Genomic DNA, 23,302 nt, shown 5'->3' with positions numbered 1-23,302 from the left:
GACGCTCGACGCTCGCCCTGCGAAAACTATGGTCGCCACTTGTTCCGGGAACGGGAAAGGAACCTCGAAATTGCGCGCAAGAGTCTTCAGCGGAATACCCGCGATCGTGTTGGTCTCACTCACCCTGGCTGGCTGCAGCACACCGGGTGACGCCGCACCCCCTGAACGGAACGTCGGGCCGGTGACCGCCGGCGAGATCGCCCCGAACAGCCTGGAGGGGGTCCACCTGGCGTTTGCGTCGTCGGGCGGCGTTTACCAGGAAGGGATCGAGCAGGCCATCTGGGAGCCGTTCATGGAAGCCTCCGGCGCGGTCATCGCGCAGGACGCGTTCGACCTTGGAAAGCTGCAAGCGATGGTCGAGGGCGGCAGCGTCAGCTGGGACATTGTGCACAACTCAGCGGTGGACACGGGTGCCCAGTGCGGCACGCTGCTGCAGGAGCTCGATCTGGATCTGATCGATACATCCCAGGTGCCGGAAGACCTGGAAATACAGGAGTGCGGGGTTCCCGCGCCGTACCTCGGCTACGTCGTTGCGTATAACACCGAACTCTTCGGAGACAACCCACCCACCTCTGCCGCCGACTTCTTCGACCTGAAAAAGTTTCCGGGGAACCGCGGCGTCGCGCAGACGTCGTGGGCTGACTACCCGATCATCGAGTTCGCGATGGTCGCCGAGGGCGAGGATCCCGCCGATCTCGCGGTCTCCGATATTGCGCCAGCGTTGGACAAGTTCGCGGGCTTGGGCGACAAACTGGTGGGCTGGACCACCGGTGCGCAAGCGCAACAGCAGCTTGAGTCGGGTGAGGTGGCGATGAGCCTGGTCTGGACAAGCCGGGGGTATGGTGCCGCGCTCGCGGGTGCGCCCGTGGCACCCATGTGGCAGGACTCGTTCATGAGTGTCGACTACCTCGGCATCCCGAAGGGGGTGAAGGATCCCGAGGCCGCGCACCTCGCCATCAACTACCTCCTGGGCGCCAAACAGCAGGAGGAGATGGTTCCGCTGAATGGGATGGCACCCGTCAACAAGGATGCCGCGCCGGTTGTCGATGACCTCCTGTCGACATGGCTCGTGTCAGATCACGCGGACCTCGCGCGAAACGCGAACATCGACTTCTGGGTCGGGGTCAGCGTGTAGTACTCCAACGCCGACTCCTCGTACGGGAGTCCAATGTATTCCGCGAACAGCGCGTCGCACTGCTCCCAGCCCTCGGATTCCAGAGTCTCGGCGGCCGGGAACTCACCGGGCGGGAGGGTGAACGAACCGAACACTTCCTCGTCGTGCTCCTCCGCGCACGGCACGATCGGCACCTGGGAGACCGTCGAGTTTGTGGTCGAGTCGAGGCAATCTCCCACGATGATCTTGTCGACGTCGGCGCGCCCGCTCTCGGTCACCCCCTGCTCGCCGTCATCCCGCACGGGGGTGCCGTCGGAGAAGATGCTGCACGAGCTGGTCAAGAGCAGCAGCGGCACGGCTGCGAGCACGAAAACTCCGCGCAGGGTACGACGGCTTGGCTGTGAAGAGAAGGTCATGTGGTGCTTTCTATTGGGGGGATACCGTGTCGGTGCGCTCGATGCGCGCCGAGCGCCGGCGGGGTTTGGATGGGTGCTGCCAGGTCCGGGCGGTCCACACCGCAGTGACGGACCAGAATGCAGCGAGCCCGGCAAGGATGACCGCGAACCAGTCCCGGCCAAGGTCGTACTGGAGCGCCTGGATGAATCCCGCGAACCGAGAGCCAGGACCCGAGAAGTGCTGGAACAACATCCAGTCCCACGCGGGTGAATAGCACAGCGGCACGAGTACGAGCACGATCACGGCGCTCGCGATGCAAAATCCTGGGCCGGGCACCCCGGCCGGAGCGGGCGGCTTCACGCGGGGCACGGCCTCGCTGGCAGGGGGTTCGTATGGGTGCACGTGGGCTCCAATCTTCGTGGGTGCAAGGCCACGCTAGCCAGCGTGGCCCGCGCACCACCCCGGTTCCCCCGGGGTTCCGTGACGCGGAGCGGCGCGTGCAGTACCGGGGTGGTGCTCCGCCGTAGTCGCGGCCCGGTCCCGCACCTGCGCAGCACACGGCCGGCAGAACACCTCAGGTGGCATTCCCCATGCGGCAGGCTTTCCGAGCGCCGCGCTCACCGGCGTGCACCGCGGGTGCTGGGGAGAGACCCGTCCAGAACACGCGAGAAGCCCCTGGCGCGCCGGAGATACCGGCGCGCCAGGGGCCTCACCACGTGCGTCTACTCGTGTTCGGCTGCAGTCCCGGTGCCAGCCGGCTCGAGGACCTGCTGGGCCCTGCGACGCCGCGCCGCCACCAGCCAGGCTGCCGACCCCAGGAGCAGGAGGAGGCCAGCCGCCCCGCCCAGCCCCACGAGCTCTGCACCGGTGACAGGCAACCCGGCGATGTTCCCGCTGGACCCCGGCTGGGTGCCGGGTGCCTGGGTGACGGTGAACGTGTGGCTCGCACGCTCGTCATGCTCCGCGGTAAAGAGCACAAACTCGTGCTCCCCCGCAGGGGCCTGCGTCGGAACCGTGATCTCGAGCACGGCGTTGCCGTCCGCGTCTGCGGTCATCTCTCCCACCTCAATCGGGTCAGAGTGCAGCTCGAGCCGGTATTCCTTCCCCGGGATGAGGCCTTCCGCGGACACGGTGACCTGGGTGTCCCCGGCAATCCCCGAGAGGGTATCCAGGGTCAGGGTCGGAGCCACCACACTCACCGTGACCGGGATCACGGCAGACTGCCCGAGATCATCGGTCACCGTGAACGTGAACTCGGCATCGCCGGCCCACTCGGACCCATCCGCGACATACCGCACATCACCGCTCGAACCCTCCGTGGCGAGCAGTTCGACGCTGCCACGCATCCCGAAGGGTGCGGTGACATCCGTGACCGTGAGGTGTTCACCCTCGATTCCGGGAAGCGTTGCCGCATCCAGGAGGGTGATCTCGCCATCAACCGGGATGCTCCGGCTGATTGCTGCCCCGTCAGCGAACACCGGCGCATGCACGACAGTGAACTGGTATTCGATGACCGCGGTCTGCCCGAGGTCATCGGTCACGGTTACGCTCGCGTTTTCCACCCCTGCGAAGCCCTGCTTCGGGGTGTAGCGGACGGTGTCCCCCTGACGGGTGAGCGTGCCACCCGCGTCTGGAGCGCCCAGATCCTGATCGGTGAGATCCCGGATCGTGCCCGTCGACTCAGTCTCCTTCATCGGGGTCAGCGTCACCGCCGTGTCCTGCGGGATCCGATCGGTGATCGTCTTCCCGGTGGGCGGTGCCTGGATGATGATCGTCCGAACTAGCTGGTCCGAGACGTTCCCGGCCACATCAGTTGCGGCGAACGTGACCTCGTATCGGCCAGGTGCGAGCCAGTTCGTGGCCTGCTCTACGCTCCACGACGCCACCCCGGAGCCCGGCTCCGAACCGTTCAGGTCCTGAGCGGTGACTCCGAAGAACGCCGTCCAGTCATTCACCGTCCACGCCGTGTCGGGGGCACGCATCGCGTGGGTGCGCTCCTCCGTGTCCGAAGACACCACCGGCGCGATGGTATCGATCACCGTGTACGTGGCCTCATATGAGTCCGAGTTGCCGTAGGTATCGGTTCCGGTGAACACCACCGGGTACGAACCCAGCACATCGAAATCAACCGTCGAGGAATCGATCTCGATCTTCTCGAGCTCAGCACCCGGGGCAGCCTGGGCGGTCGCTCCGAAAAGCTCCGTCCAGTCCTCATCCGATGCCGGACGAGCGTCGCCCATCTCGACCTTTACGGTGTCCGTTTCGAACGCGACAGTCACGGGGCCCGCGAAGCGGACCTCGTACTCCACCGTGACCTTCGTGCTGATGTTGCCAGCCTTGTCGGTCGCGGTGAACACCACCTCGTACATGCCCGCACGATCGTAGTTCACGTTCGTCGCGTCCACCGTGATCCCGGCGTTGCCGTTCACGAGCATCCCGGTTCCCGCATCGGTAGCGGTCGCCCCAAAGAGCGCCACCCACCCAGCAGTATCCGTGACCTGCGCATCCCCACGCACAAACTTCGCCGCATCAGTGGTGACCGAAAGCGCCGGAGCGGTGGTGTCCTCAACGGTCACCGTCGCGAAGTAGCGGCCCTGATTATCGAAACTATCGGTGACGGTGAACAGCACCTGGTAGGCACCGGGCTTCTCGTAGTCGACGCTGGAAGCGTCCACCACGAAACTCTTCACCGTGGTCCCCGAAGCGCTCGTGGCCGTCGCCCCGAAGAGCGCCTTCCATTCAGCCTCGGTTGATGCGAGCGGGGCCTCCCCCATCTCGTACGTCACCGTGTCCGTGTCAAAGGCCACCTTCGGTGCCCCAGCAAACGCCACCACGTACGTGGCCGTCGCGCTCACCGTCAGGCCAGCGTTGTCGGTCGCGGTGAAGACCACCGGGTACGCACCAGCTGTGGTGTAGTCAACCAGCGACGCATCAACGGTGATCCCGAGCGTGCCCGTGGCGGGCATCCCGAGACCGCTGTCCGTCGCGGTCGCCGCGAACAGGGCGATCCACGCCGCTGCATCATCTGCGGCAAGCTTCGGATCACCGTCCGCGAACTTCACCGACTCGGTCCCCAGCGCAAGCTTCGGCGCGATCGTGTCAGCCACCACAAAGGCGGTCTCCGCGGTTGCCGTGTTGCCCGCGCTGTCGGTCACCGTGAACACCACCGGGTAGGTGCCCGGCTGGGCGAAATCAACGCCGGCCGCGTCACCGGTCACGGATTCCACGGTCGTTCCGGGCGCGGTACGCCCGGACGCTCCAAAGAGGGTCACCAGATCACTGCTGCTCGTTCCCGGCACCTTCGTACCAATCTCGTGCGTGAGCGACACATGCGTGAAATCAATCACGGGGTCACCCGCGAAGTTCACGATATAGCTGCCCGTCACCGACTTCTCGTTCCCTGCCGCATCCTGCACAGTGAACTTCACCGGATAGGACCCGACCGTGCCGTAATCCACGGCCGTCGCGTCAACGGCGAGCGTCGACCACTCCGCGGGCACACCCGAACCGGCGTCCGTGGCGGAAAGGCCAAACAGTGTCGCCCATTCCGCCTTCACGGAACCATCGGTTGCGAGCGGGGTATCACCCTTCACGAACGTCACCTCAGCAGCAGCGAGCTTCAGCGTCGGCGCGATCGTGTCACGGACGTAGACCGTTCCCGATTTCACCGTGCTTGTGGCACCCAGGCTGTCCGTCGCAACAAACGTGACCGGGTAGTCACCCTTCACCGCAGTGTTCACCGCGGACGCATCGACGGTGATCTGCTTCACCGTCGCGGATGCGTCAGCAGCCGCCGCAGTCACCTGGAACAGGCTGATCCAGCCCGCATCATCCGGCAGTGCTTCACCCATCTCGTGCGGAATCGAAGACTTCCCCACCATGACCGTGGGATCGCCCACATACGCGACCACGAATGAGGTCGTGAGCGTCTGACTCGTGTTCCCGGCAGCATCCTTCACCGTGAACGTCACCGGGTAGGTGCCCGCAGCATGCTTCACCGCGGACGCATCAACCTGGACACCCGCGGACGCCACACCAACGCCCGCAGCATCGTCCGCAGTGACACCGAACATGGAGATCCAGCCCGCAGCATCCGTGGGGGCCGGGTTCTCACCCTTCGTGTATGTCACCTCAGCCTTCGCCGCGGCGAGTGCGGGAGCAGTACGGTCCACCGTGAACGCGATCTCAGCGGGTGCCGAGGCGTTCCCGACGAGATCCCGTGCCGTCACGCGCAAGGTGTAGCTCCCGTCCGCAAGGTCTGCGGGGATTTCCACGGAGTCGCCTCCCGCGGGCAGCTTGCCTGCGAGTGCGTCCTCGCCGGCCGCGGTCAGGATTGCCCAGTCAACGCGGACGACCTCGGTCTCTGCATCGACGCTCTGTACCGTGCCCGACGCCGGGTTCACCGTGGCGCCCGCGATCGTCTGCGCGCCTTCGGGCTGCACCGTGACGTCCGGCACCCCGTGCTCGGTGAGGTACACCGACACGCCGGTTGCGCCGACGCCGGGCTGCAGCGCGCTCAGCGAGTAACTGCCCGCGTTCGTACCGCTCCCGGGGGTGAACACCGCCGGGTTGTTGACGGGGGACGCAACGAGTTCGCGACCGTTGGGCAGCGTGAACACGAGGGAGTGGTCTCCGGGGATCACGCCGTCGAGCTCCGCAAAGGAGAACTCACCAGTCGCGTTCGTCTGGGTAGCCTTCACCTCGGTCGAACCGCGCTTGAGCGCGACCCCGATGTCGGAGACGTAGGAGGCCGTGCCGGACGTGATCGGGGACTCTGTGACGTCACTGAGCAGCACGCTGCCCGACACCGTGGTCTTCGTCTGGACCGGCACCCGGAGATCCTTGATCCACTTCGCAAGGTCGGTGGCAGTACCCACCGAGAATTCGGACTTCCCCACGTACGCGGACGTGTCCTGGCCCGCGTTCGCGGCCGCGTCAGCAACCGCCGCGTACTTCAGGTACCCCTGCGCGTCGAGTACGCCCGACGGGAACGTGACATTCGGGTTCGAGGACACCGGCTTAATGCGGTAGGTGCCGCCATCTTCGAGCCCGATGAAGGAGAAGGCTCCGTCAACGCCAGCATCGGTGTTCGGCGTCACCGGAGAGGACTCCGGCTTCGGCGTTCCCCCCGACACCTTGTACAGCTGCAGAGACACTCCGCCGCCGTTCAGACCGGGCTCGTCTGCCCCGGCCTTCCCGTCGTCATTGAGGTCCAGTACCGCCCGGCCCGCGAGCGCAATGTCGCCGGCGGGTGCCGAAGACTGCACCGCGACCGCGGGCGACTCAGCGGCGATCCAATCGCCCGATCCCGCCTGGAAACGGTACGCAATCGAGTTGTTCGCGACCGACCCGTCTCGCGGCGCGGAGCTCGGCACCGTTGCGTCGAAGGACAGGGACACCGTGTCCGAGGGATTGAAACGAACGCTCGGTGCCAGCGTCACCCGGATCGCCATCGCGCCCGTTGCGGAACCCGTATATGGAAGCCAGGCATCGCCGGCGACCTCCGCGCCGTTCGCGTCGAACCGAGTCGGAGTGAGCGAGGTCGAGTACTCGAGCCGCGCCCCAGCGGAGGGCTTACCGTTCACGAGCACCTTCACGTTGCCCGACAGGTTCACGTCGAAGGCCGAGCCGCGCGATGCGCCCTCGTTCAGGATGAGCGTGTCACCGGTGCGCGGGAGTACGTCGATGAACTGGAAGTTCTTGTACACCACCGATCCGGTGTTGCGGACCTTGACCTCGTAGTTGACGTCGCCGCCAGGGCGCGTGGTTGCCGTGCCCTCACCCTGCACAATCGGGTTCGCATCCTCGGAACCCTTGATCGTGGTGGTCGAGGCGAGCGACGTGGAGCGCGAGACGAACAGGTTCTTCTGAGCGATAAACGCGTTCTCGGCGCTCACGCCGATGCTGCGCAGCGCCTCCGAGATCTCGTCGCCCACCTCGGAGAAGCTGCTGTAGCTCGCGGCGTCCGAGAGCGGCTTCTTCTCGTAACCGGCCTGGTTGCGTGAATCGATATCGAAGTCGTCTTGCACCATCGAACCGCCGCCAATGAGAAGCTGATGCTCCCCTTCAAGCAGGTTATTGATCGAGAACTTCGTGATCGCATTCATCTGGGTGTATCCCTGACGCCCGGCGTCGAGGCTACCTGCCGTGGACCGAGCGTAGTACAGGGTGGATCCGTCAGACAGCTCCACCGAGTTTCGTTCTGGGGTGGGATTCGGATAGGTATTGAATACCCCCTGCGAGCAGCCCCAGACGTACGCGAAGCTCTGCGGCGCGCAAATTTCGGGAGCGGAGAACTCGGGGATCGACATGCCCGCGGGGACCACAACGAACAGGTACGGCTTCTCATATGCAGTTCGTCCGGCCCCTGAGAGGAAGAGGCGGCGCTCGAATGAAGTTCCCTGCGCGTAGACCTTGCCGAAGGGCGAAGCCACGTTCTTATCAGTAGAGCCGTTGTCATAGAAACCGGCAATCGGCAATGCTGTCGACGCCCCCACGATCTTCACGCTCTTCTCGTGGGCCTCGGTGAGCGGCAGGGCGGTCCCGCCCGACACCGCGTCCAGGTATGTGACGGACGCAACCTTGAGCGGCACGAGCTGCCCCTGCGTCTGGCCGTCCTTCACCTCAAGGGTCAGTTCGGTACCGCCGAACAGCGGCCCACGGAATTCACGCGCATCGTTCATCACCAGCCGGATCCCGCGAATTCCCTCGGGCTCAGCGACATCGATGACGCCGCGCGCTGATACCGGGAGTGCCTGCCACGTCGCCGCCGCAAGGTCGGTGTCCGTCGTGTATTCATAGCGCTTCGGCGTGACGCCGTGAATGGTCGCGTAAATGCCGCGCGGCACCAGAGCCTCCGGAATGGCGTAGGTGATCGTGAGATCCGCCACCGGGTCGGCGACCGCCGGCATCCGCCAGCCTTGGCCCCATTTCAACAGCTCCCCGGCACTTGCCTCTGCCTGAGTGGTGTACGTGTTCATCGTGACGCTCGCCGGAGCAGCATCGGGCACGACAATGGTGAGGTTCCCGGAGACAATGACCGACATGACGCCATTAACGACGTCCTGCACTTCGACGGGAACCGAGTAACGGCCCGGCGCGATCCCGTTCGGAACCCGGCTGTTGACGTACACGCGGACGTCCTTGGCGGTAGCGAACGACCCATACGAGTACACGGTCTCGGTCGCGCTGTCCGCGAGCTTGGTCGATGTCAGCCCGAGCGTCGGGTTCATCGCTGGCAGCCCGTTGTTCGTAAACCAGGTGCGCGGAATCGGCAGGTCACTCCCGACCGTCTGTCCCCACTTCGTGACGACACGAAGGTCCCGGAACGCGACGCCCGGTTGCGTGGGCTTGAGAGTGAGGTCGCCATCGTACGTGCCGCCCGGTGCGCTCTCCTTCACGAGGTCCACCATCGTGAAGTCACCCGGCTTCGGAGCGGGGTACGTCGTATCCGGAAACTCGGAGCCTTCGGCCACGATCGGTGCCGAGACCACGGTCTGCTCAATCGCCGCACCGGCGACGGTGCCGGCTGTGTGGGCCGTCACCTGGAAGGTCGATTCTTTGCTCGCCAGCGCAGAGGGCTTCGCGTTGATGGAGATGCCGTAGACAGCGCCCGGCTGCAGGCGACCCCACGTCACGGTGAGCGTATTTGTCGACTCGTTCCACACCTGATCCGTCGCGCCGTTGGGGACGGGACCGTTGTTGGTGCGCTTCAGCGAGTCGTCGAGCTGCAGCGTGGTCACGCCGCCGGCTTCGATCACGGTTCCCGCCGGGGGGCTGATCTTCGCCTCAAACGAAATGTCTTCGTTCTTCGAGCTGACGGTGGTCTTGCCGCCGTTGGAGATCGACAGGCCCAGATTGCCGGGTGCGGCCATCGCGGGTGCCCCGGGCATCAGGGTCACCCAGAGCGCCAGGGTCATGGCGATCGCGGCGATGGACGTTCCGAGGCGTCTGCCGCGGAACGTGTGTCTCGATGCACTCGCGTGCGTCATGCTCAGCTCCTTGTCATAGTCTTCGTTCTGAGGTCGTTCGGTCTGCAATTCCCTGTTCCTTGTCCGTGCGGTAGTCGGATGACGGGCGGCGCGATCACTGAACGGCCGACACGGCAGCGGCGGCTCCGAGGTCGCGTCTGCGTATCCGTCACCGGGTGGGTCCCGGAGTGGGGCCGTGCCATGGCCGGAACCGTGAGTGTGTCACCGTCGCGGGTCCCAGCGCCGCGCGCCCGTCCATGCGGGGGCGACACCGAGAGTCAAGCCGACGCGGGACCCCCGATGCGGGCCACCCGTGGGTTTCGGTACCGACCGCTGCGAGATGCAGTAGCGGACGAAGCCTCGGCGCGCACTGTGCGAGCGTGCGCGAGTATTCATGCGGCCGCCCTGGACGGGCTCCCCGGGGCGGGGCGATGCTCGGCTCCGGACCGCACGTCGGGTCTGTCGAGCTTGGCCCCCGGCCCGCCAGGCCAACAGCCCGGGTACCGCAGGTCCGGGCCCGCGTTCTGCATTCTTCGCGAGGATCTCGCACGCGGGTGCCTCCATCCCTGTGCCGTGTGCACGGACGCGCGGATGCAGCGCGATCACAGGGAGAGGAGTGCGATATCGTCAGCGGATCGTCGCAGCCTCAGGCGTCTCAGTCCGCCAGTTCGACGTGGGCTGAGCGTGGACGCCGCGATCGCGAGCAACACGCTGCCCCTTCGCGATGGCCTGTGGTGCGAACCGTACTGCACGGCCGATTCCGCCACGCAGGCACTGCAACGCAACTACGGCCTTCCGCACTGACCATGCGGAATCCGATGTCGGCACGGCGGCAGTGCCGGATCGCGGTGCTTACGATTGCCGTTCCGAACTGCCCCTCCCTCATCCTCGGCCTGCGCCAGGCCGGCAGGCAGGCAGGCACACACAGAATTAGGACGACATGAGCACCCAACCAGCCCAGCGGCCAGAACCGGTCGAACACTTCTCACCGGAGCCGACCCCTGACCCCGCGTCCCTGAGTTCCTACTGGCTCACGGCGGCGGGAGCGATCGTCGTCGCCGTGCTCTGCTTCACGCCGATCTGGAACGAGGTCGCCGATCCCAACGCGAGCGGTCGACGCTCCGGGATTTCCCACTTCCTCGCAGCGATCGGGCCGTTCCCGATCGCTGCGGTGGCCGTCGCGGTCGCCGCCACCGCGGTGATCCTCGGGTTCCGTGCGCGTGCGGCACGCCGGAGCGCAGCGACCACCTCGGGCGAGCAGTAAGCCCATGGGACTGTTCGACAAGATCGCGCAGCAGTACCAGCAGGAACTCCCCGACTATGCGGCGGAGATCTCAAACGATCTCGCGCATGAGTCCGTCCTCGCCACGAGCCGAGTCGTGGCGGCAGCATTCACGCGCGGCGGCCACGGAGCCGGGCTCGAAGGAGGCATCCTCAGCCGGATCCTCTCCGGTCTGCTCAACGCCTCGGCGACCGCGAATCACCTGGGTGGCGAGCCCGGGTCCATCGCACGTCAGCTGGAGCTCTCCGACACGATCCGCGTGCTCTGCCTGGGCGACACCCACCTCAGCTGGTGGGATTTCGGCGCGATCGGAGACGAGCTGCCCGGGACGCTCACGGCACGCGTGGCGCGCACCAGCGTCGCATCCATTGACCACACGGGGAAACGAGCGTTCGGAGGCGGAGAGCTGATCCGGATCACGTTTGTCGACGATTCCTTCGCCGATTTCCAGGCGATCAGACCCTCATCTGAGTTTCGCGTCGCGGCCGACCTCTACGGGCCCCAGGCCCACGTCATGCGCGCTCCCGCTTCGGAAGCTCCTCGGGTACCGGGGATACCGCCGGTACCCGAGGGGTAGCTGGGTCCACCGCCGCGTCGACGCGGCGGTGGTCCCGCTGCGCGGGCCGCGGCGAGCGGCTTCAACCGATCGATGGATGCCGACGGTGCGTGGTGTCCGTAGCGTCGATGCTATGTCCCCGTTTCCGCTCAGTCCCTGGCCCGCCAGAGCTCCGCGGCGCGTCGCCGCAGTCGCCACCCTCCTCGCCCTCGGCCCGCTCGTGTTGGGCTGCGCCCCGGAGCCCGCACCGCCCCCGGTTGCGGCGCCATCCACCAGTGCGCCGCACATGCCGACGGAGCCGCCCGCTCCCACCACGCCCCCGGCCCCGGCGCCCCCGCAGCTGAGCCAGGCTGAGCTCGATGACCGGCTCCGCGAGGCCGCCTGGGCGAACGATGTTTCCGCCGCCGAGGAATTCATCGCGCGGGGCGCGAACGTGAACGCCCAGGACTCGACGATGCAGTCGGCGTACCTGATCGCGACCAGCGAGGGGCACACCGAGCTGCTGCGGCTCACCCTCGCACACGGCGCGAACGTGGCGGATCTCGACAGCTGGAACGGGACCGGCCTGATCCGCGCCGCCGAGCGCGGACACTGGGCGGTGGCGGGTGAATTGATCCGGTCCGACGTGCCGCTCGATCACGTCAACCGCGTCGGATACCAGGCGATCCACGAGGCCGTCTGGTTCGGCCGCGACGACCCGAGCTACCACGCCACAATTCGCGTGCTCGCCGCGGGCGGCGTCGAACTCGATCGCCCCTCAGTGTCCGAGGGATTGACGCCGCTGCAGATGGCGGAGTGGAAGGGGTATCCGGGAAGCGCCGCGGTGCTCCAGGCGATCCTGCAGGCACCCGCGCCGGCCGATCCCGCGGCTGCGCTCCTCGCCGCCGCGGGATCCGGAGACGCCAACGCGGTGGCCGTGGCGCTGCGCGCGCAAGCTGACCCGAGCAGCGTCGACGCCGACGGACGATCCGCACGAGACATCGCGGAGGCTGCCGGGCACAGCGCCGCTGCCCAGGTGATTCGGGCACTCGGCGGCTGAGCGTCCGGGTCGCGCCACCGTGTCGGGCGCGACCCTCAGCGCGCTACTCGCCGTACGTGTAAAACCCCTCACCGGTCTTCCGCCCCAGCTTGCCCGCGTCGACATAGCGACGCAGCAGCTCACGCGGCCCCGTCGGCAGCGTGGGGGTCTCCGCCGCGTAGTGCTCCTCGATGTCGAGCACGACGTCGAGCCCGACCTGGTCCATGAGCGCGAACGGCCCGGCTGGCAGTCCCATATTGGCTCGCATGATCGCATCGACATCCTCGGGGGTGCTGACGCCCTCCGCAACGACGGCGAGCGCTTCACGCTTGATCGCGGCCCAGATGCGGTTGAAGATGAAGCCGGTGCTCTCGGCGTGCGCAATGAATGGCGCGAGTCCGAAGCGTCGCAGCTCCTCCGCGACTTCTTCCAGCAGGCCTTCCGAGGTCTGGCCATCACTCATAAGCTCAACCGCCATGCTCGTCGGCGGCATCGCGAAGTGCATGTTGAAGACGCGCTCAGCGTTCGTGACCTCGTCGATCACCATGCGGGAGGCGTAGGACGACGAGTTCGTGGCGAGCAGCGCGTCATGATCCGCGAGCCGGTCCAGGTCGCCAAACAGCGGCCGTTTGATCTCGAGCTTCTCGGGCACAGCTTCGACCACAAGCCAGGCACCGGACAGCGCGTCGGCGACCTGTTCAACCGCGATCACGGCACCGGGGGTGCTCCCCAGGCCCTGCTGCGCCAGTCGCTCCGTGAGTTCCGGGAGCACCTCGGCGACGTAGGCGAGCGCCGCCTCACGCTGCGCTTCCTGGAGGTCGACGATCCGAACGTCGGAGCCGCCAGCGGCAAACACGGCGGCGATCCGGCGACCCAGCGTTCCGGCTCCGACGACGACGATCGGACGTTCTGCGGCGTTGGTGGGAAGTGAATACTGCACGATGCCCCTCAATCCGGTGATGCGCTCACCTGGTTACTTCGATACAATTCGTATTGAATACATTATGCATCGAATCTCGGGGAAAGGAAACCGGCCATGAGCCCGAGTGAATCCGCCAGCACGGCGGGCGTCGGCAGCGGCGCACCGGCAACACGGCGTGCGCGCGTGCGCACCCGCAGCGCACTCCTCGACGCCGCCGAGGCGATTTTCGCCGAGCGCGGGGCTCCGACGGCGACCATCGACGAGATCTGTACCCGCGCCGGCTTTACCCGCGGCGCGTTCTACTCAAACTTCCGGACCGTCGAAGACGTATTCTTCGCGCTCTACGAGCGGAAAACCGACGAGCTCATCACGGGCATGGAGCACTTCGAACAGCATCACCCCGAGGCAGGCGAGTCGCGCGAGGTCGCCCTGGAAGCGGCGGCCGACGAAATGCTCCGCGTGATCCCGGCGGACACCCAGTGGTACGCCCTCCGCGCCCTCTTCGGCCTGCGCGCCGGCTCGGACCCGAAGATGGCCGAGGTGCTGCGCGCACACGGCGAGGCGTTCCAACACCAGGTCGTTCCGGTACTGCAGGGCGTCGCGCGCGCCGTAGGTGCCGAGCTCATCCCGGATGCCGAGGAGGCCACCCGGATCCTGATCGCCTGCCACGTCGGGTCGGTGCTGCAGGGCCCCTTCGTCGACGCACCCGACCGACTGCGCCGCGACGCGATTCTCACCGCGCTGCGCGGTGTGATCGCGGTCCCCGCACCAGCCCCCTGATCCGTCCGGCACTTCGCCCGGCTCTGTCCGCCCCTCCCCGCAACGAAAGGCAGCACACCATGACCACATCCCGCGTCGCCATCATCGGAGCCGGAGTGATCGGCCTGTCCTGGGCCGAGCTATTCCGCGAACACGGCTGGGAGGTCGCGATCTTCGATGTCTCCCCCGATGCGATCCCGACGGATCGCGGATTCGAGATCGCCGATTCGATCGCGGCCGCGGTTCGCGGGGCCCGGATCGTCCAGGAGAACGGGCCGGAGCGCCTCGACGTCAAACGTTCACTCCTCGCCGACATCGCGGCGGCGGCTTCCGACGACACGATCATCGCGTCTTCGACGTCGAGCCTGCTCCCCTCGCTGCTCGCGGAAGGCAACGATCGGGCCGCCCAGATTCTCGTGGGCCACCCGTACAACCCGCCGCAGATCATGCCGCTCGTCGAGATCGTCCCCGGGCCGCACACGCGCACAGCGCTGGTGCAGGCCGCCGAGGGGATCTATCGCGAGATTGGGAAGGTTCCCGTCGCGCTCCAACGCGAGGTCCCCGGTTTCGTGGGGAACCGCGTCCAGAAGGCGGTGCTCGACGAGGCGATGTGGCTCGTCGCCAACGGGGTCGTCGACGCCCGGGACTTCGACACGATCTTCCAGGAGTCGCTCGGACTGCGCTGGGCGTCGATTGGCGTCTTCGAGGCCTCGCACCTCGGGGGCGGCCCCGCGGGGCTACGCCACATCATCGAGCATGTGGGCGCCGCCCTCGACGCGATCGAGTTGCACCGCCCCGAGCTCACCCCTGCCGCTCGGGACGCCCTCGTCCAGCAGGTCGAGTCAGCGTACGGGGTGGCGGACAGCTACCCGACGCGGGCCGAGCGACGCGACCGCATCACCCGCGCCGTCCGCGCGACCGTCGGAGCGGAGCAGCAACGCCCGGTGCTCTACGCGCTCGACGTACTGGGCGGCAGCGTGAACCGGGTCGACCCCCGGACGGGCGAGGTGATCCCACTCGTTTCCGGGCTGCGGGACGCCCCCGACGGAATCGCGGTGGACGCCACGGCCGGTACGGTGACATTCAGCTGCATGGGCGAGCCGGACGGCCCCGCCGCCCCGGGCGAAGAGCCCGCGTTTACGACGCGGAACGGATCTGTGCAGCGGATCCCGATGGGCGGGGGCGACCCCGAGATCCTCGTCGCGCGCGGCACCTTCGTGACGGGGAAACAGCTGGTGTCGGATCCGGCAACCGGCCGCCTCTACTGGAGCGATCGCGAGGGGCGCGGGATCTACCGCGCCGAGGCGGACGGCTCCGGCCTCACGCAGCTCGTCGACACCCGCGGCACGGGCCCCAGCGAGGTCGAGGAGTGGTGCGTGGGCATCGCGATCGACACCGCTGCCGGCCACCTCTACTGGACGCAGAAAGGTGCCGCGGACGCGGGGCAGGGGCGGATCCTGCGCGCCGGCCTCGAGCTCCCCGCGGGCGAGACGGCCGCATCGCGCAGCGACCGCGAAACGCTGTGGCAGGGCCTCCCCGAGCCCATCGATCTGGAACTCGATCTCGGCGCCGGGATGCTCTACTGGACGGACCGGGGCGTCGGTCCCGACGGCAACACGCTCAATCGCGCACCGATCCCGGCACCGGGTGCCCCGGGCACCGCACCGACCGTGCTCTCGCGGGGCTACCGTGAGGCGATCGGGCTTGCGCTCGATACGATTCACCACGTCGCCTACGTGTCCGATCTGTCCGGCGCTATCCGCGAGGTGCAGCTGGGGAGCGGCGCTGAGCGCGTCGTGGCGACGCTGCCCGGGGCGGCAACCGGCCTCGCGCTCAGCTGGGAGTAGCCGCCGCGGCACCCGTCTGTAGCGCCGCCCGCGCGGTCGCGATCCCGAGCACGCTGAGCCACAGAATCCCGATCGAGGTGGCGACGAACTCGAACATGCTGCCGATGTCGATCCGGAACTGTGCGAGCGCCATGATGCCGCCCGTGGCGGCGATCACCGCCACAAGGAGTGCGGCGGCGAGGGACACGCGGCGCAGCTTCGGGTGGCCGTCGGCAAAGGCGGTCTGGAGCATTGCCCAGGCGGCCGCCCCGAAGGCGAGCACGGCGGAGCTCGTGTGCGTCAGGTCTTGCCAGGTGAAGGTGTCCCCGACCGGCACTGGGCAACCCGCGGTGCACGGCACCTGCGAGGCCACAAGGAAGAGCAGACACGACGCGACGAGCGTCACGGAGGGGGCCCACGCGTTGAGGATCGGGGGGCGCGACCGCAGCCGGCGCGCCCCCCAGGCGACGAGGAGCCCGCCACCCACGATAAGCAGCAGAGCCAGCTCGAACCGGGCCGCCGTCGGTTCCCCGTCCGCCCCCAAGCCGCTCACATACACGATCCGGTCAACCTCGAACCGCGCCACCCAGATGATCGTGAGGGCGGCGGCGACGAGCACGGCTCCGAGCACGGCTACGCCAGCGTGAAGGACTCTCGAAGAAAGGGGCACGGCACCAGGCTACGCAGTCAGACCGGTGCTGCGCATCGTTCCTGGGTCCCAGTTCTGAACGCGCCGCTATCCAGGGCGCGGACGATACCGGTTGCTCCCGCTACCCGAGCTCCGGTGCCCGCCGCAGCGAGCCACCCTCCCCGGCCTCGAACGCCGCCGCGTAGCCGAGCAGCGCCACGTCGTCGTACGCCGCACCGGCGAATGTCAGCCCCGCGGGCATCCCAATGTCGTCCATGAGCCCCATGGCCACGGTGACCGTGGGGAGCCCCACGTGGCGCAGCGCGTAGTTGCCGTGCGAGAAGCGCACCCCGTTCGCCCAGGCGATGTCCGCGGCAGCCTCATCCGTATCCGCGTTTGCGGCACCCACATCCGCATTCGCGGGGAACACCACCGCGTCGAAACCTTGCTCGGTGAGCCACGACTCGAACAGCTCCTCGCGCAGCTCGATGATGGCGCGCAGGCCCCGCGCAAAGTCCGGATGCTCGCGCGGATCGGGGATCCCGCGGCGCGCGGCCTCGACGATGCCGCGGAAGCGGTCGCTGTGATCCCCTACCCGTTCGTAGCGGTCCGGGAGGGCCCCCGGCGGTGTGGGATAGATCTGCGCCGAGTCCACGACACCCAGAGACGGGATCTTCGGGTCGCCGTTTGCGCGCAAGAAGTCGTCCCACCCGAACGCGAGCAGTTGACTGAACTCGAAGTCCGACCAGCCCTCCGGCAGGTTCCCGAGCGTTCCGAGGAATTTCTGGCCGGGTCGATCGCCCTCGTACCGGGTCATGAGCGGGAAGTCACTCACCACAACCTCCGCACCGAGCCGCTCCAGTCGCTCGCGCGCGGCCTCCCAGAGCCGCAGGATCGAAGGCCGCACGTCGAGGGGGTAGTTCGGGTCCTCGCCCAGATACATGGCGGGCACCGCGATGCGTTTCCCCGCGAGCGCACTGGGGTCCTGCAGCGCCACGTAGCGTTCCGGCCGGTGCTCGCTGGGGTTCGGGATCCGGACGACCTCCTGGTGCCGCCAGAAGTCACCCCGCGTTTCGGGGTCGTCCTGCACGAGGACGTCGAGGAGGCACAGCATGTCGGGCATGGATCGCGTGTGCGGCACCACCACATCTCGGGCGGGGAACAGCGGCCAGTTTCCGCGGATCGAGAGGATCCCCCAGCTCGGCGTGTAGGCGCAGAGCCCGTTGTTGGCGGCGGGGCTCCGCCCCGAGGACACGGTCTCCTCCCCCATCCCGAACATCGCGAGGTTCGCGGCGGTCGATACCCCGGAACCGTTCGACGATCCCGAGCCGAACGCTGCCGCGAGGAACTCCCGGTTGTACGGGCTTTCTGCGCGGCCATACAGGCCACGCTGCATCCCCCCGTCCGCCATCGGCGGCATATTGGTCTTGCCGATCAGGATCGCCCCGGCGGCCGTGAGCTGCGCGACCGTGCGGGCGTCCCACTGCGCGACCAGGTCCGCGAACGCCGGGGAACCGGCAGCGACGGTCAAGCCCGCCACCATGTAGGAGTCCTTGACGGTGAACGGCACCCCCTCCAAGGCGCGTGCCGTCCCCGCACGCCAGCGCCGATCCGACTCGGCGGCGGCCTCGCGCGCACGCGGGTTCAGCACGACGAGCGAGTGGAGCCCCTCGGGTCCGCGGTCATAGGCGTCGATCCGCGCGAGGTACCCATCGACGGCCTCGACGACGGACATCTGCCCCGCTCGGAACGCCGCGAGCAACTCCGCGATGCTCGCCTCGACGAGCTCGAATTCGGTCCCCGATTCCGTGGGTGCCGCCATCGTGTGCCCCGTGCCACCCGTATCCCCAGTGCGCATTCGCCCGGTCCTCTCAGTCGTGATTTCAGAACTTCGGCCCGGGGAGATCCGCGAACGTCTCTCCCCGGGCCGAACGTGTATGCCGTTAGTGCTTGAACCCAGCGAGCGGCACGCTGAGCCGAGGCGCAAGCGCCCCCGCGATCGCCGTGAACGCCGACAGGCCGACGAGCATCGCCGCGGCGGGCCACCAGTGGTCCGCCGCGGCCGCCACGAAGCCGGTCGCGAGCAGCGGGATGAACCCGGAGAGCATGCCCGCTGCGTTCGACGCGATGCCGACGCCCGTGAAGCGGGTCTGCGCGGGGAAGAGTCCCGTGAGGATGCTCCCCTGGGCCGCGTACGGGAGCGACAGCGCGGCGACTGCCACGGTCATCGCGATGATGACGAGCACGGCGTTGCCCGATGCGAGCAGCACGAAGCACGGCCAGGCCAGTACCGCCGACGCGATACCGCCCCAGAGGATCACCCGGCTCGCCCCAAACCGCGTGCCGAGTCGGCCGCCGATGATGAGCACCGGGATCTCCACCGCGGCCGCGATCATCGAGCCCAAGAGCATGAGCGATGAGTCGTATCCCAGAATGTTGACGCCGTACCAGACGCAGAACGCGGTCACCAAGTAGAACCCGCCGACGCCGAGCAGCGCCGCGGCCATGCCCACGATGATCTGCCGCCAGCTCTCACGGAAGGTCGTCAGGACCGGGCTCTTCGCGATCTCGCCGGCCGCTTCCAGTTGCTCGAACACCGGGGATTCCTCGAGCTTGCTCCGGATGTAGATCGCGACGAGCAGGAGCGGCACCGCGATGAGAAACGGGATGCGCCAGCCCCACGCGTCGAAGCTCTGCTGCGACACCAGCAACGTGAGAATGAAGAATCCGCCCGAGGACAGGATCGTACCGATCGGCGATCCGATCTGCGGGATCGCGGCGTATCGCGCGCGGAGATGGAGCGGGGCGTTCTCGACGACCAGGGTCATCGCCCCCGACCATTCCCCGCCCACGAACAGGCCCTGCAGCACGCGGAGCAACACCAGCAGGATCGGCGCAGCAATCCCGATCGCCGCGTAGGTCGGGAGCATGCCGATGAGGCCCGTGACGATGCCAATGCCGACGATGGTGATCATGAGCACCCGTCGCCGCCCGACGCGATCGCCCATCCGACCGAAGATCATCCCGCCGATCGGCCGAGCCACGAGGCCCACCCCGAAGGTCGCGAATGAGGCGAGCGCGGACGCGGTCGCGTTCTCCGTGGTGAAGAACTGCACGTTGAACACCAGCGCGGCGGCCGCGCTGAACAGGAAGAAGTCGTACCACTCGAGTGCCGTCCCGATGAGGGCACCGAGCGCGACCTTGTTCGCGTCGTGGATACTCAGCTCGTGTGTGGCGTGGGCTTCGCTGGCGGTCGGTGCTGGTGCTTCGCTCATCGTCATCTCTCCATTGAGGGTGGTGCGCGCGGCGCGTCGGCCGGGGCGGCCTACCCGCCCCTGCACTCAGCTTTCCAGGGACAACGCACACAAAATAGCGCCATGCGCCCCCAAAGTTGCCCCATTTCGAGGGCATAAGCACCTATAGTGCTCACATGACGGATTCTGCCGCCGAGCCGCTCGGCATCGTGGACGATCGACGGTGGCGCGAGCTGCTCGGGCAGCTCGATCCCGCGACGTTGACGGACGTGCTCCTGGCACGCCTCTCCGAAGTGACCGGTTATGAGTCGCCGCGGGTTCCCCGCGCGGAGATCCGGCGCACCACCGAGCGCTCCATGGAGATCCTGCTCGACGGCCTCCGGAGCGGCGGGATCGACGACACGGCGACGATGCCGTCCGAGCTCGGCGTCACGCGCGCCCGGGCCGGGGTCGAGCTCAGCGCGCTCATCACCGCGATCCGCCTCGACTTCGCCGTGCTCTGGGACGCCCTCATGGAGGTCGCCGACGAGGCCGATGCGCAGCTGATCGTGCGCCGCACGCGCTCCGTGATGCGGACGGTGGATCTCTGGGTCGAACGCGTGCAACGCGCGTATTTGGCCGAAGAGCAGCGCATGCGCGAGGACTCCGCCTCGCTGCGGCGGGAGGCCATCGACGCCCTGCTCCATCTGCCGCGAGCGACCCAGGACACGGTCGACACCGCGGGACGCGAGCTGGGTTTCGCCCCGGCAGATCCCCTGATCGTCGCCGCCGCCGTACGCGGCGACATCGCCGCATTGCGCGTGGGGCTCGCGGAGCTCGAGCGCGGCGGGGTGCGCTGCCACGCTGCGCACGTCGACGGCGCGTTTGTCGTGTTCACGGCGGGTCGGGGCGGTGCCGGGCTCGACGGATCCGAGGCCACCGCACTCTTCAGCACCCTCCGCGTGGGCCTGACGCGCGCCGAAGACGGCCTGATCGGGCTCCGCTCCGCGGCCGTGCAGGCGCGGGAGCTGGCGCTGCTCCTCGCGCCCGACGAGTCCGAAGCCATGACCTGGGAACGCGGCTGGGCGCGCCGCGCCGCGCGGCTGCTCGACGGGAGCGGGGCCCCCGTGACGGCTGATGTCGATGCCGCGCTCGCGCAGTGTAGTGACGCAAAGCGCACGCGACTGCTCGAAACCGTCCGGAGCTACCTCGCGACCGGCAGCATCGGCGTGACGGCGCAGGCACTCTTCTGCCACCGGAACACCGTGTCGAAACAGCTGCAGCAATTCCGGGACCTCACCGGTGTCGACCCGACCGTCCCCGAGGCGGCCGCACGCCTCGTCGTGGGCTGGGCGTAGCGCTGCCGCGGGTGCGGAAGCTCGGCAGGACCCCCGCGCTCCGCACCCTCGTGCGTTTCCGCCGGACCAAATCATCCCGGGCCCAGTGACGCCGCCGGGCCCGGATCCGGAGTCCCAGGTTCCCCGTTTCGGCAATCCGGCTGGCGCGGGAACCGGGGTTCGCCATAGTCTTGTCGGCGTGTACCGCCTGTCGTTTGGTTAACGGGCCTGCGTCTCATCCGCGCAGGGTTCCCCATGGAGGGTGTCTTCGCTGACCCCTCCTGACCCCCGTCAGACCATCTCCGAGCGCACGGATCGCTCGGGGCACGCAGTACAGGAGGCCTCGTGGCCACCCCCGTCTTGCCGCACGCTCGGCATTCCCGCTCGCTGCGGGATCGACCCGTCACTCGCGCACGCGACCCTACGCCCGGTGCGCCGCCATCGGCGTGCACCCGGATTCCGTAGACCCCTCATTCCCCATCACTTCGGGAAAGAAAGCAGTACCCAGATGTCCCATCTCGAACTCACCGGGATCAGCTATACGCTGCCCGATGGCCGGCCGCTCCTGAGCGACGTCGGATTCCGCGTCGGCAACGGCGCTAAAGTCGGTCTGATCGGCGCAAACGGTGCCGGCAAGACCACACTCCTCCGCATCGTCACCGGCGACGTGACCCCCGACGAGGGCGTCGTTTCCCGCGGCGGCACCGTCGGCGTGATGCGTCAGTTCTTCGCGTCGGGCACCGTGCACGAGCTGCTGCTCTCCTTCGCGCCGGCCCCGGTGCGGGCAGCGGCCGATCGGGTGCAGCGCGCCGAAGACGCGCTGCTCGAAAACACGGATCCTGCGCGAGAGGAGGCCGTCCAGATGAGCTACGCTCGCGTGCTCTCCGAGTGGGGCGATGCGGGCGGCTACGACGCGGAGGTGCTGTGGGATGTGTGCACGATCGCGGCCCTCGGGATCCCATTCGATCGGTGCCGCGATCGCGCGCTCACCTCGCTTTCGGGGGGCGAGCAGAAGCGACTCGCGCTCGAAGCGCTGCTGCGCGGCACCGACGACGTCCTCATTCTCGACGAACCGGACAACTACCTCGATGTGCCCGGAAAGCGCTGGCTGGAGGATCGCCTGCGCTCCTCGGACAAGAGCGTGTTGTTCATCAGTCACGATCGCGAACTGCTCGCGCGCAGCGCAACCGCGATCGTGACCTTGGAGCTGGGGGCCGCCGGCAATACGGCATGGACCCACCCCGGTTCGTTCGCGAGCTACCACGCAGCCCGGGCGGCCCGGTTTGAGCGGCTCGAGGAGCTCCGCAAGCGCTGGGACGAGGAGCGTCAGAAGCTCAAGAATCTCGTGCAGATGTACAAGGACAAGGCCGCGTACAACGCGGACATGGCGAGCCGCTACCGGGCGGCTCAGACGCGTCTCGCTCGCTTCGAGGCGGTCGGCCCACCCGAGGAGCAGCCGCGGGAGCAGGATCTTGCGATGCGGCTCACCGGCGGCCGCACCGGCAAGAAGGCGATCGTGTGCCGGGAGCTCGAACTGACCGGCCTGATGCTCCCGTTCGACCTTGAGGTTTGGTATGGGGACCGCGTCGCGATCCTCGGTTCCAACGGCTCCGGGAAGTCTCATCTGTTGCGGCTGTTGGCCGCGGGCGGCACCGACCCCGAGGCGGAAAACCGGCCCGGCACCGACGTGGTGATCGAACCGGTGCTCCACGAGGGCACGGCGCGGTTGGGGGCCCGCGTGCGGCCCGGTTGGTTTGCGCAGACCCAGGGCAGGCCCGATCTGGCGGGCCGCACCCTGCTCGACATCTTGCACCGCGGCGATGAGCACCGGCAGGGACTCCCCCGGGAGCAGGCCGCCCGAGCGCTGGCCCGATACGAGCTCGCGGGCGCCTCGGAGCAGGCCTTCGAGGCGCTCTCGGGCGGACAGCAGGCGCGGCTTCAGATCCTGCTGCTGGAGCTGGGCGGTGCCACGCTCCTGCTCCTGGATGAGCCCACCGACAACCTCGATCTGGTCTCGGCGGAAGCGCTCCAGCAGGCGCTGCGCGCCTTCGATGGCACGGTGCTCGCGGTGACCCACGATCGCTGGTTTGCCCGCGACTTCGACCGGTTCCTCGTGTTCGGCCAGGACGGGGAGGTCACCGAATCCGATACCCCGGTGTGGGACGAGGGGCGGGTGAGGCGCGCCCGTTAGGGGGCGACCCGCGGATGAACGGGGTGAGTCCGGGTGAGGACTCACCCCGTCGGGCTCCGCTTCACACTGC

Annotated in this window: 15 protein-coding genes; 8 read left to right on the top strand and 7 right to left on the bottom strand. The window is 67.8% G+C overall.

All coding sequences use genetic code 11. The features are described from left to right. Positions 1-181: 181 nt before the first annotated feature. On the top strand, positions 182-1,135 hold the full coding sequence (locus D3230_RS04270; protein ID WP_337249083.1) for an extracellular solute-binding protein: 954 nt from the start codon (positions 182-184) through the stop codon (positions 1,133-1,135). Here the strand turns inward: D3230_RS04270 and D3230_RS04265 are convergent. The 3 genes from D3230_RS04265 to D3230_RS04255 all read right to left on the bottom strand — a co-directional run bounded on the left by D3230_RS04265 (position 1,078) and on the right by D3230_RS04255 (position 9,501). Beyond that, a complete protein-coding gene (locus tag D3230_RS04265; protein ID WP_202343787.1) occupies positions 1,078-1,530 on the bottom strand; it encodes a septum formation family protein in 453 nt (150 codons plus the stop codon). The genes D3230_RS04270 and D3230_RS04265 overlap by 58 nt on opposite strands. A gap of 10 nt (positions 1,531-1,540) precedes the next feature. Further along, on the bottom strand, positions 1,541-1,912 hold the full coding sequence (locus tag D3230_RS04260; protein ID WP_202343786.1) for a hypothetical protein: 372 nt from the start codon (positions 1,910-1,912) through the stop codon (positions 1,541-1,543). 320 nt (positions 1,913-2,232) lie between these two features. After that, positions 2,233-9,501, bottom strand: a complete 7,269-nt coding sequence (locus D3230_RS04255) for an Ig-like domain-containing protein (protein ID WP_202343785.1) — start codon at positions 9,499-9,501, stop codon at positions 2,233-2,235. Positions 9,502-10,420: 919 nt separating this feature from the next. On the opposite strand from D3230_RS04255, the gene D3230_RS04250 reads away from it, so the two are divergent. From D3230_RS04250 to D3230_RS04240, 3 genes are all read left to right on the top strand, one after another. After that, a complete protein-coding gene (locus D3230_RS04250) occupies positions 10,421-10,744 on the top strand; it encodes a hypothetical protein (RefSeq protein ID WP_202343784.1) in 324 nt (107 codons plus the stop codon). Between the two features lie 4 nt (positions 10,745-10,748). Next, positions 10,749-11,339 (top strand): hypothetical protein, encoded by a 591-nt coding sequence (locus D3230_RS04245; protein ID WP_202343783.1) that lies wholly within the window; start codon positions 10,749-10,751, stop codon positions 11,337-11,339. 112 nt (positions 11,340-11,451) lie between these two features. Further along, positions 11,452-12,357 carry an ankyrin repeat domain-containing protein gene (locus tag D3230_RS04240; protein WP_202343782.1) on the top strand — a complete coding sequence of 302 codons (906 nt, stop codon included), beginning with the start codon at positions 11,452-11,454 and terminating at the stop codon, positions 12,355-12,357. Between the two features lie 43 nt (positions 12,358-12,400). On the opposite strand, the gene D3230_RS04235 is transcribed toward D3230_RS04240, so the two are convergent. Beyond that, positions 12,401-13,276, bottom strand: a complete 876-nt coding sequence (locus D3230_RS04235) for a 3-hydroxyacyl-CoA dehydrogenase NAD-binding domain-containing protein (protein WP_202343781.1) — start codon at positions 13,274-13,276, stop codon at positions 12,401-12,403. 96 nt (positions 13,277-13,372) lie between these two features. Here D3230_RS04235 and D3230_RS04230 point away from each other — a divergent pair, with 96 nt between their 5' ends. Both D3230_RS04230 and D3230_RS15830 read left to right on the top strand, forming a co-directional pair. After that, the gene (locus D3230_RS04230; protein ID WP_202343780.1) at positions 13,373-14,038 is read left to right on the top strand and encodes a TetR/AcrR family transcriptional regulator; all 666 of its coding nucleotides are present in this window, start codon (positions 13,373-13,375) and stop codon (positions 14,036-14,038) included. A 59-nt stretch (positions 14,039-14,097) separates the two neighbouring features. Next, positions 14,098-15,864, top strand: a complete 1,767-nt coding sequence (locus D3230_RS15830) for a 3-hydroxyacyl-CoA dehydrogenase NAD-binding domain-containing protein (RefSeq protein ID WP_237466927.1) — start codon at positions 14,098-14,100, stop codon at positions 15,862-15,864. On the opposite strand, the gene D3230_RS04215 is transcribed toward D3230_RS15830, so the two are convergent. From D3230_RS04215 to D3230_RS04205, 3 genes are all read right to left on the bottom strand, one after another. Continuing rightward, positions 15,851-16,513, bottom strand: coding sequence for a DUF998 domain-containing protein (locus D3230_RS04215; RefSeq protein WP_202343779.1), 663 nt, complete (start codon positions 16,511-16,513; stop codon positions 15,851-15,853). The two genes, D3230_RS15830 and D3230_RS04215, sit on opposite strands and share 14 nt — an antisense overlap. Before the next feature lie 100 nt (positions 16,514-16,613). Continuing rightward, positions 16,614-18,329 (bottom strand): amidase, encoded by a 1,716-nt coding sequence (locus tag D3230_RS04210; RefSeq protein ID WP_420029013.1) that lies wholly within the window; start codon positions 18,327-18,329, stop codon positions 16,614-16,616. Between the two features lie 85 nt (positions 18,330-18,414). Further along, positions 18,415-19,752, bottom strand: coding sequence for an MFS transporter (locus D3230_RS04205; protein WP_202343778.1), 1,338 nt, complete (start codon positions 19,750-19,752; stop codon positions 18,415-18,417). 149 nt (positions 19,753-19,901) lie between these two features. Here D3230_RS04205 and D3230_RS04200 point away from each other — a divergent pair, with 149 nt between their 5' ends. Then, positions 19,902-21,062: a PucR family transcriptional regulator gene (locus D3230_RS04200; protein WP_202343777.1), complete on the top strand. Its 1,161-nt coding sequence runs from the start codon at positions 19,902-19,904 to the stop codon at positions 21,060-21,062. A 487-nt stretch (positions 21,063-21,549) separates the two neighbouring features. Beyond that, complete coding sequence (locus D3230_RS04195; protein WP_202343776.1) at positions 21,550-23,232, top strand: ABC-F family ATP-binding cassette domain-containing protein; 1,683 nt, start codon at positions 21,550-21,552, stop codon at positions 23,230-23,232. Positions 23,233-23,302: the final 70 nt, after the last annotated feature.

Source organism: Leucobacter chromiireducens subsp. solipictus (genome assembly GCF_016758195.1).
Lineage (GTDB): Bacteria > Actinomycetota > Actinomycetes > Actinomycetales > Microbacteriaceae > Leucobacter > Leucobacter solipictus.
This window is presented reverse-complemented; position numbering and strand designations above follow the sequence as displayed.

Bases quoted from the DNA above. Each gene is read 5' to 3' on its own strand.
- D3230_RS04265 (WP_202343787.1), bottom strand. From the start codon at position 1,530: ATGACCTTCTCTTCACAGCCAAGCCGTCGTACCCTGCGCGGAGTTTTC.
- D3230_RS04255 (WP_202343785.1), bottom strand. From the start codon at position 9,501: ATGACGCACGCGAGTGCATCGAGACACACGTTCCGCGGCAGACGCCTC.
- D3230_RS04250 (WP_202343784.1), top strand. From the start codon at position 10,421: ATGAGCACCCAACCAGCCCAGCGGCCAGAACCGGTCGAACACTTCTCA.
- D3230_RS04245 (WP_202343783.1), top strand. From the start codon at position 10,749: ATGGGACTGTTCGACAAGATCGCGCAGCAGTACCAGCAGGAACTCCCC.
- D3230_RS04240 (WP_202343782.1), top strand. From the start codon at position 11,452: ATGTCCCCGTTTCCGCTCAGTCCCTGGCCCGCCAGAGCTCCGCGGCGC.
- D3230_RS04230 (WP_202343780.1), top strand. From the start codon at position 13,373: ATGAGCCCGAGTGAATCCGCCAGCACGGCGGGCGTCGGCAGCGGCGCA.
- D3230_RS15830 (WP_237466927.1), top strand. From the start codon at position 14,098: ATGACCACATCCCGCGTCGCCATCATCGGAGCCGGAGTGATCGGCCTG.
- D3230_RS04210 (WP_420029013.1), bottom strand. From the start codon at position 18,329: ATGCGCACTGGGGATACGGGTGGCACGGGGCACACGATGGCGGCACCC.
- D3230_RS04205 (WP_202343778.1), bottom strand. From the start codon at position 19,752: ATGACGATGAGCGAAGCACCAGCACCGACCGCCAGCGAAGCCCACGCC.
- D3230_RS04200 (WP_202343777.1), top strand. From the start codon at position 19,902: ATGACGGATTCTGCCGCCGAGCCGCTCGGCATCGTGGACGATCGACGG.
- D3230_RS04195 (WP_202343776.1), top strand. From the start codon at position 21,550: ATGTCCCATCTCGAACTCACCGGGATCAGCTATACGCTGCCCGATGGC.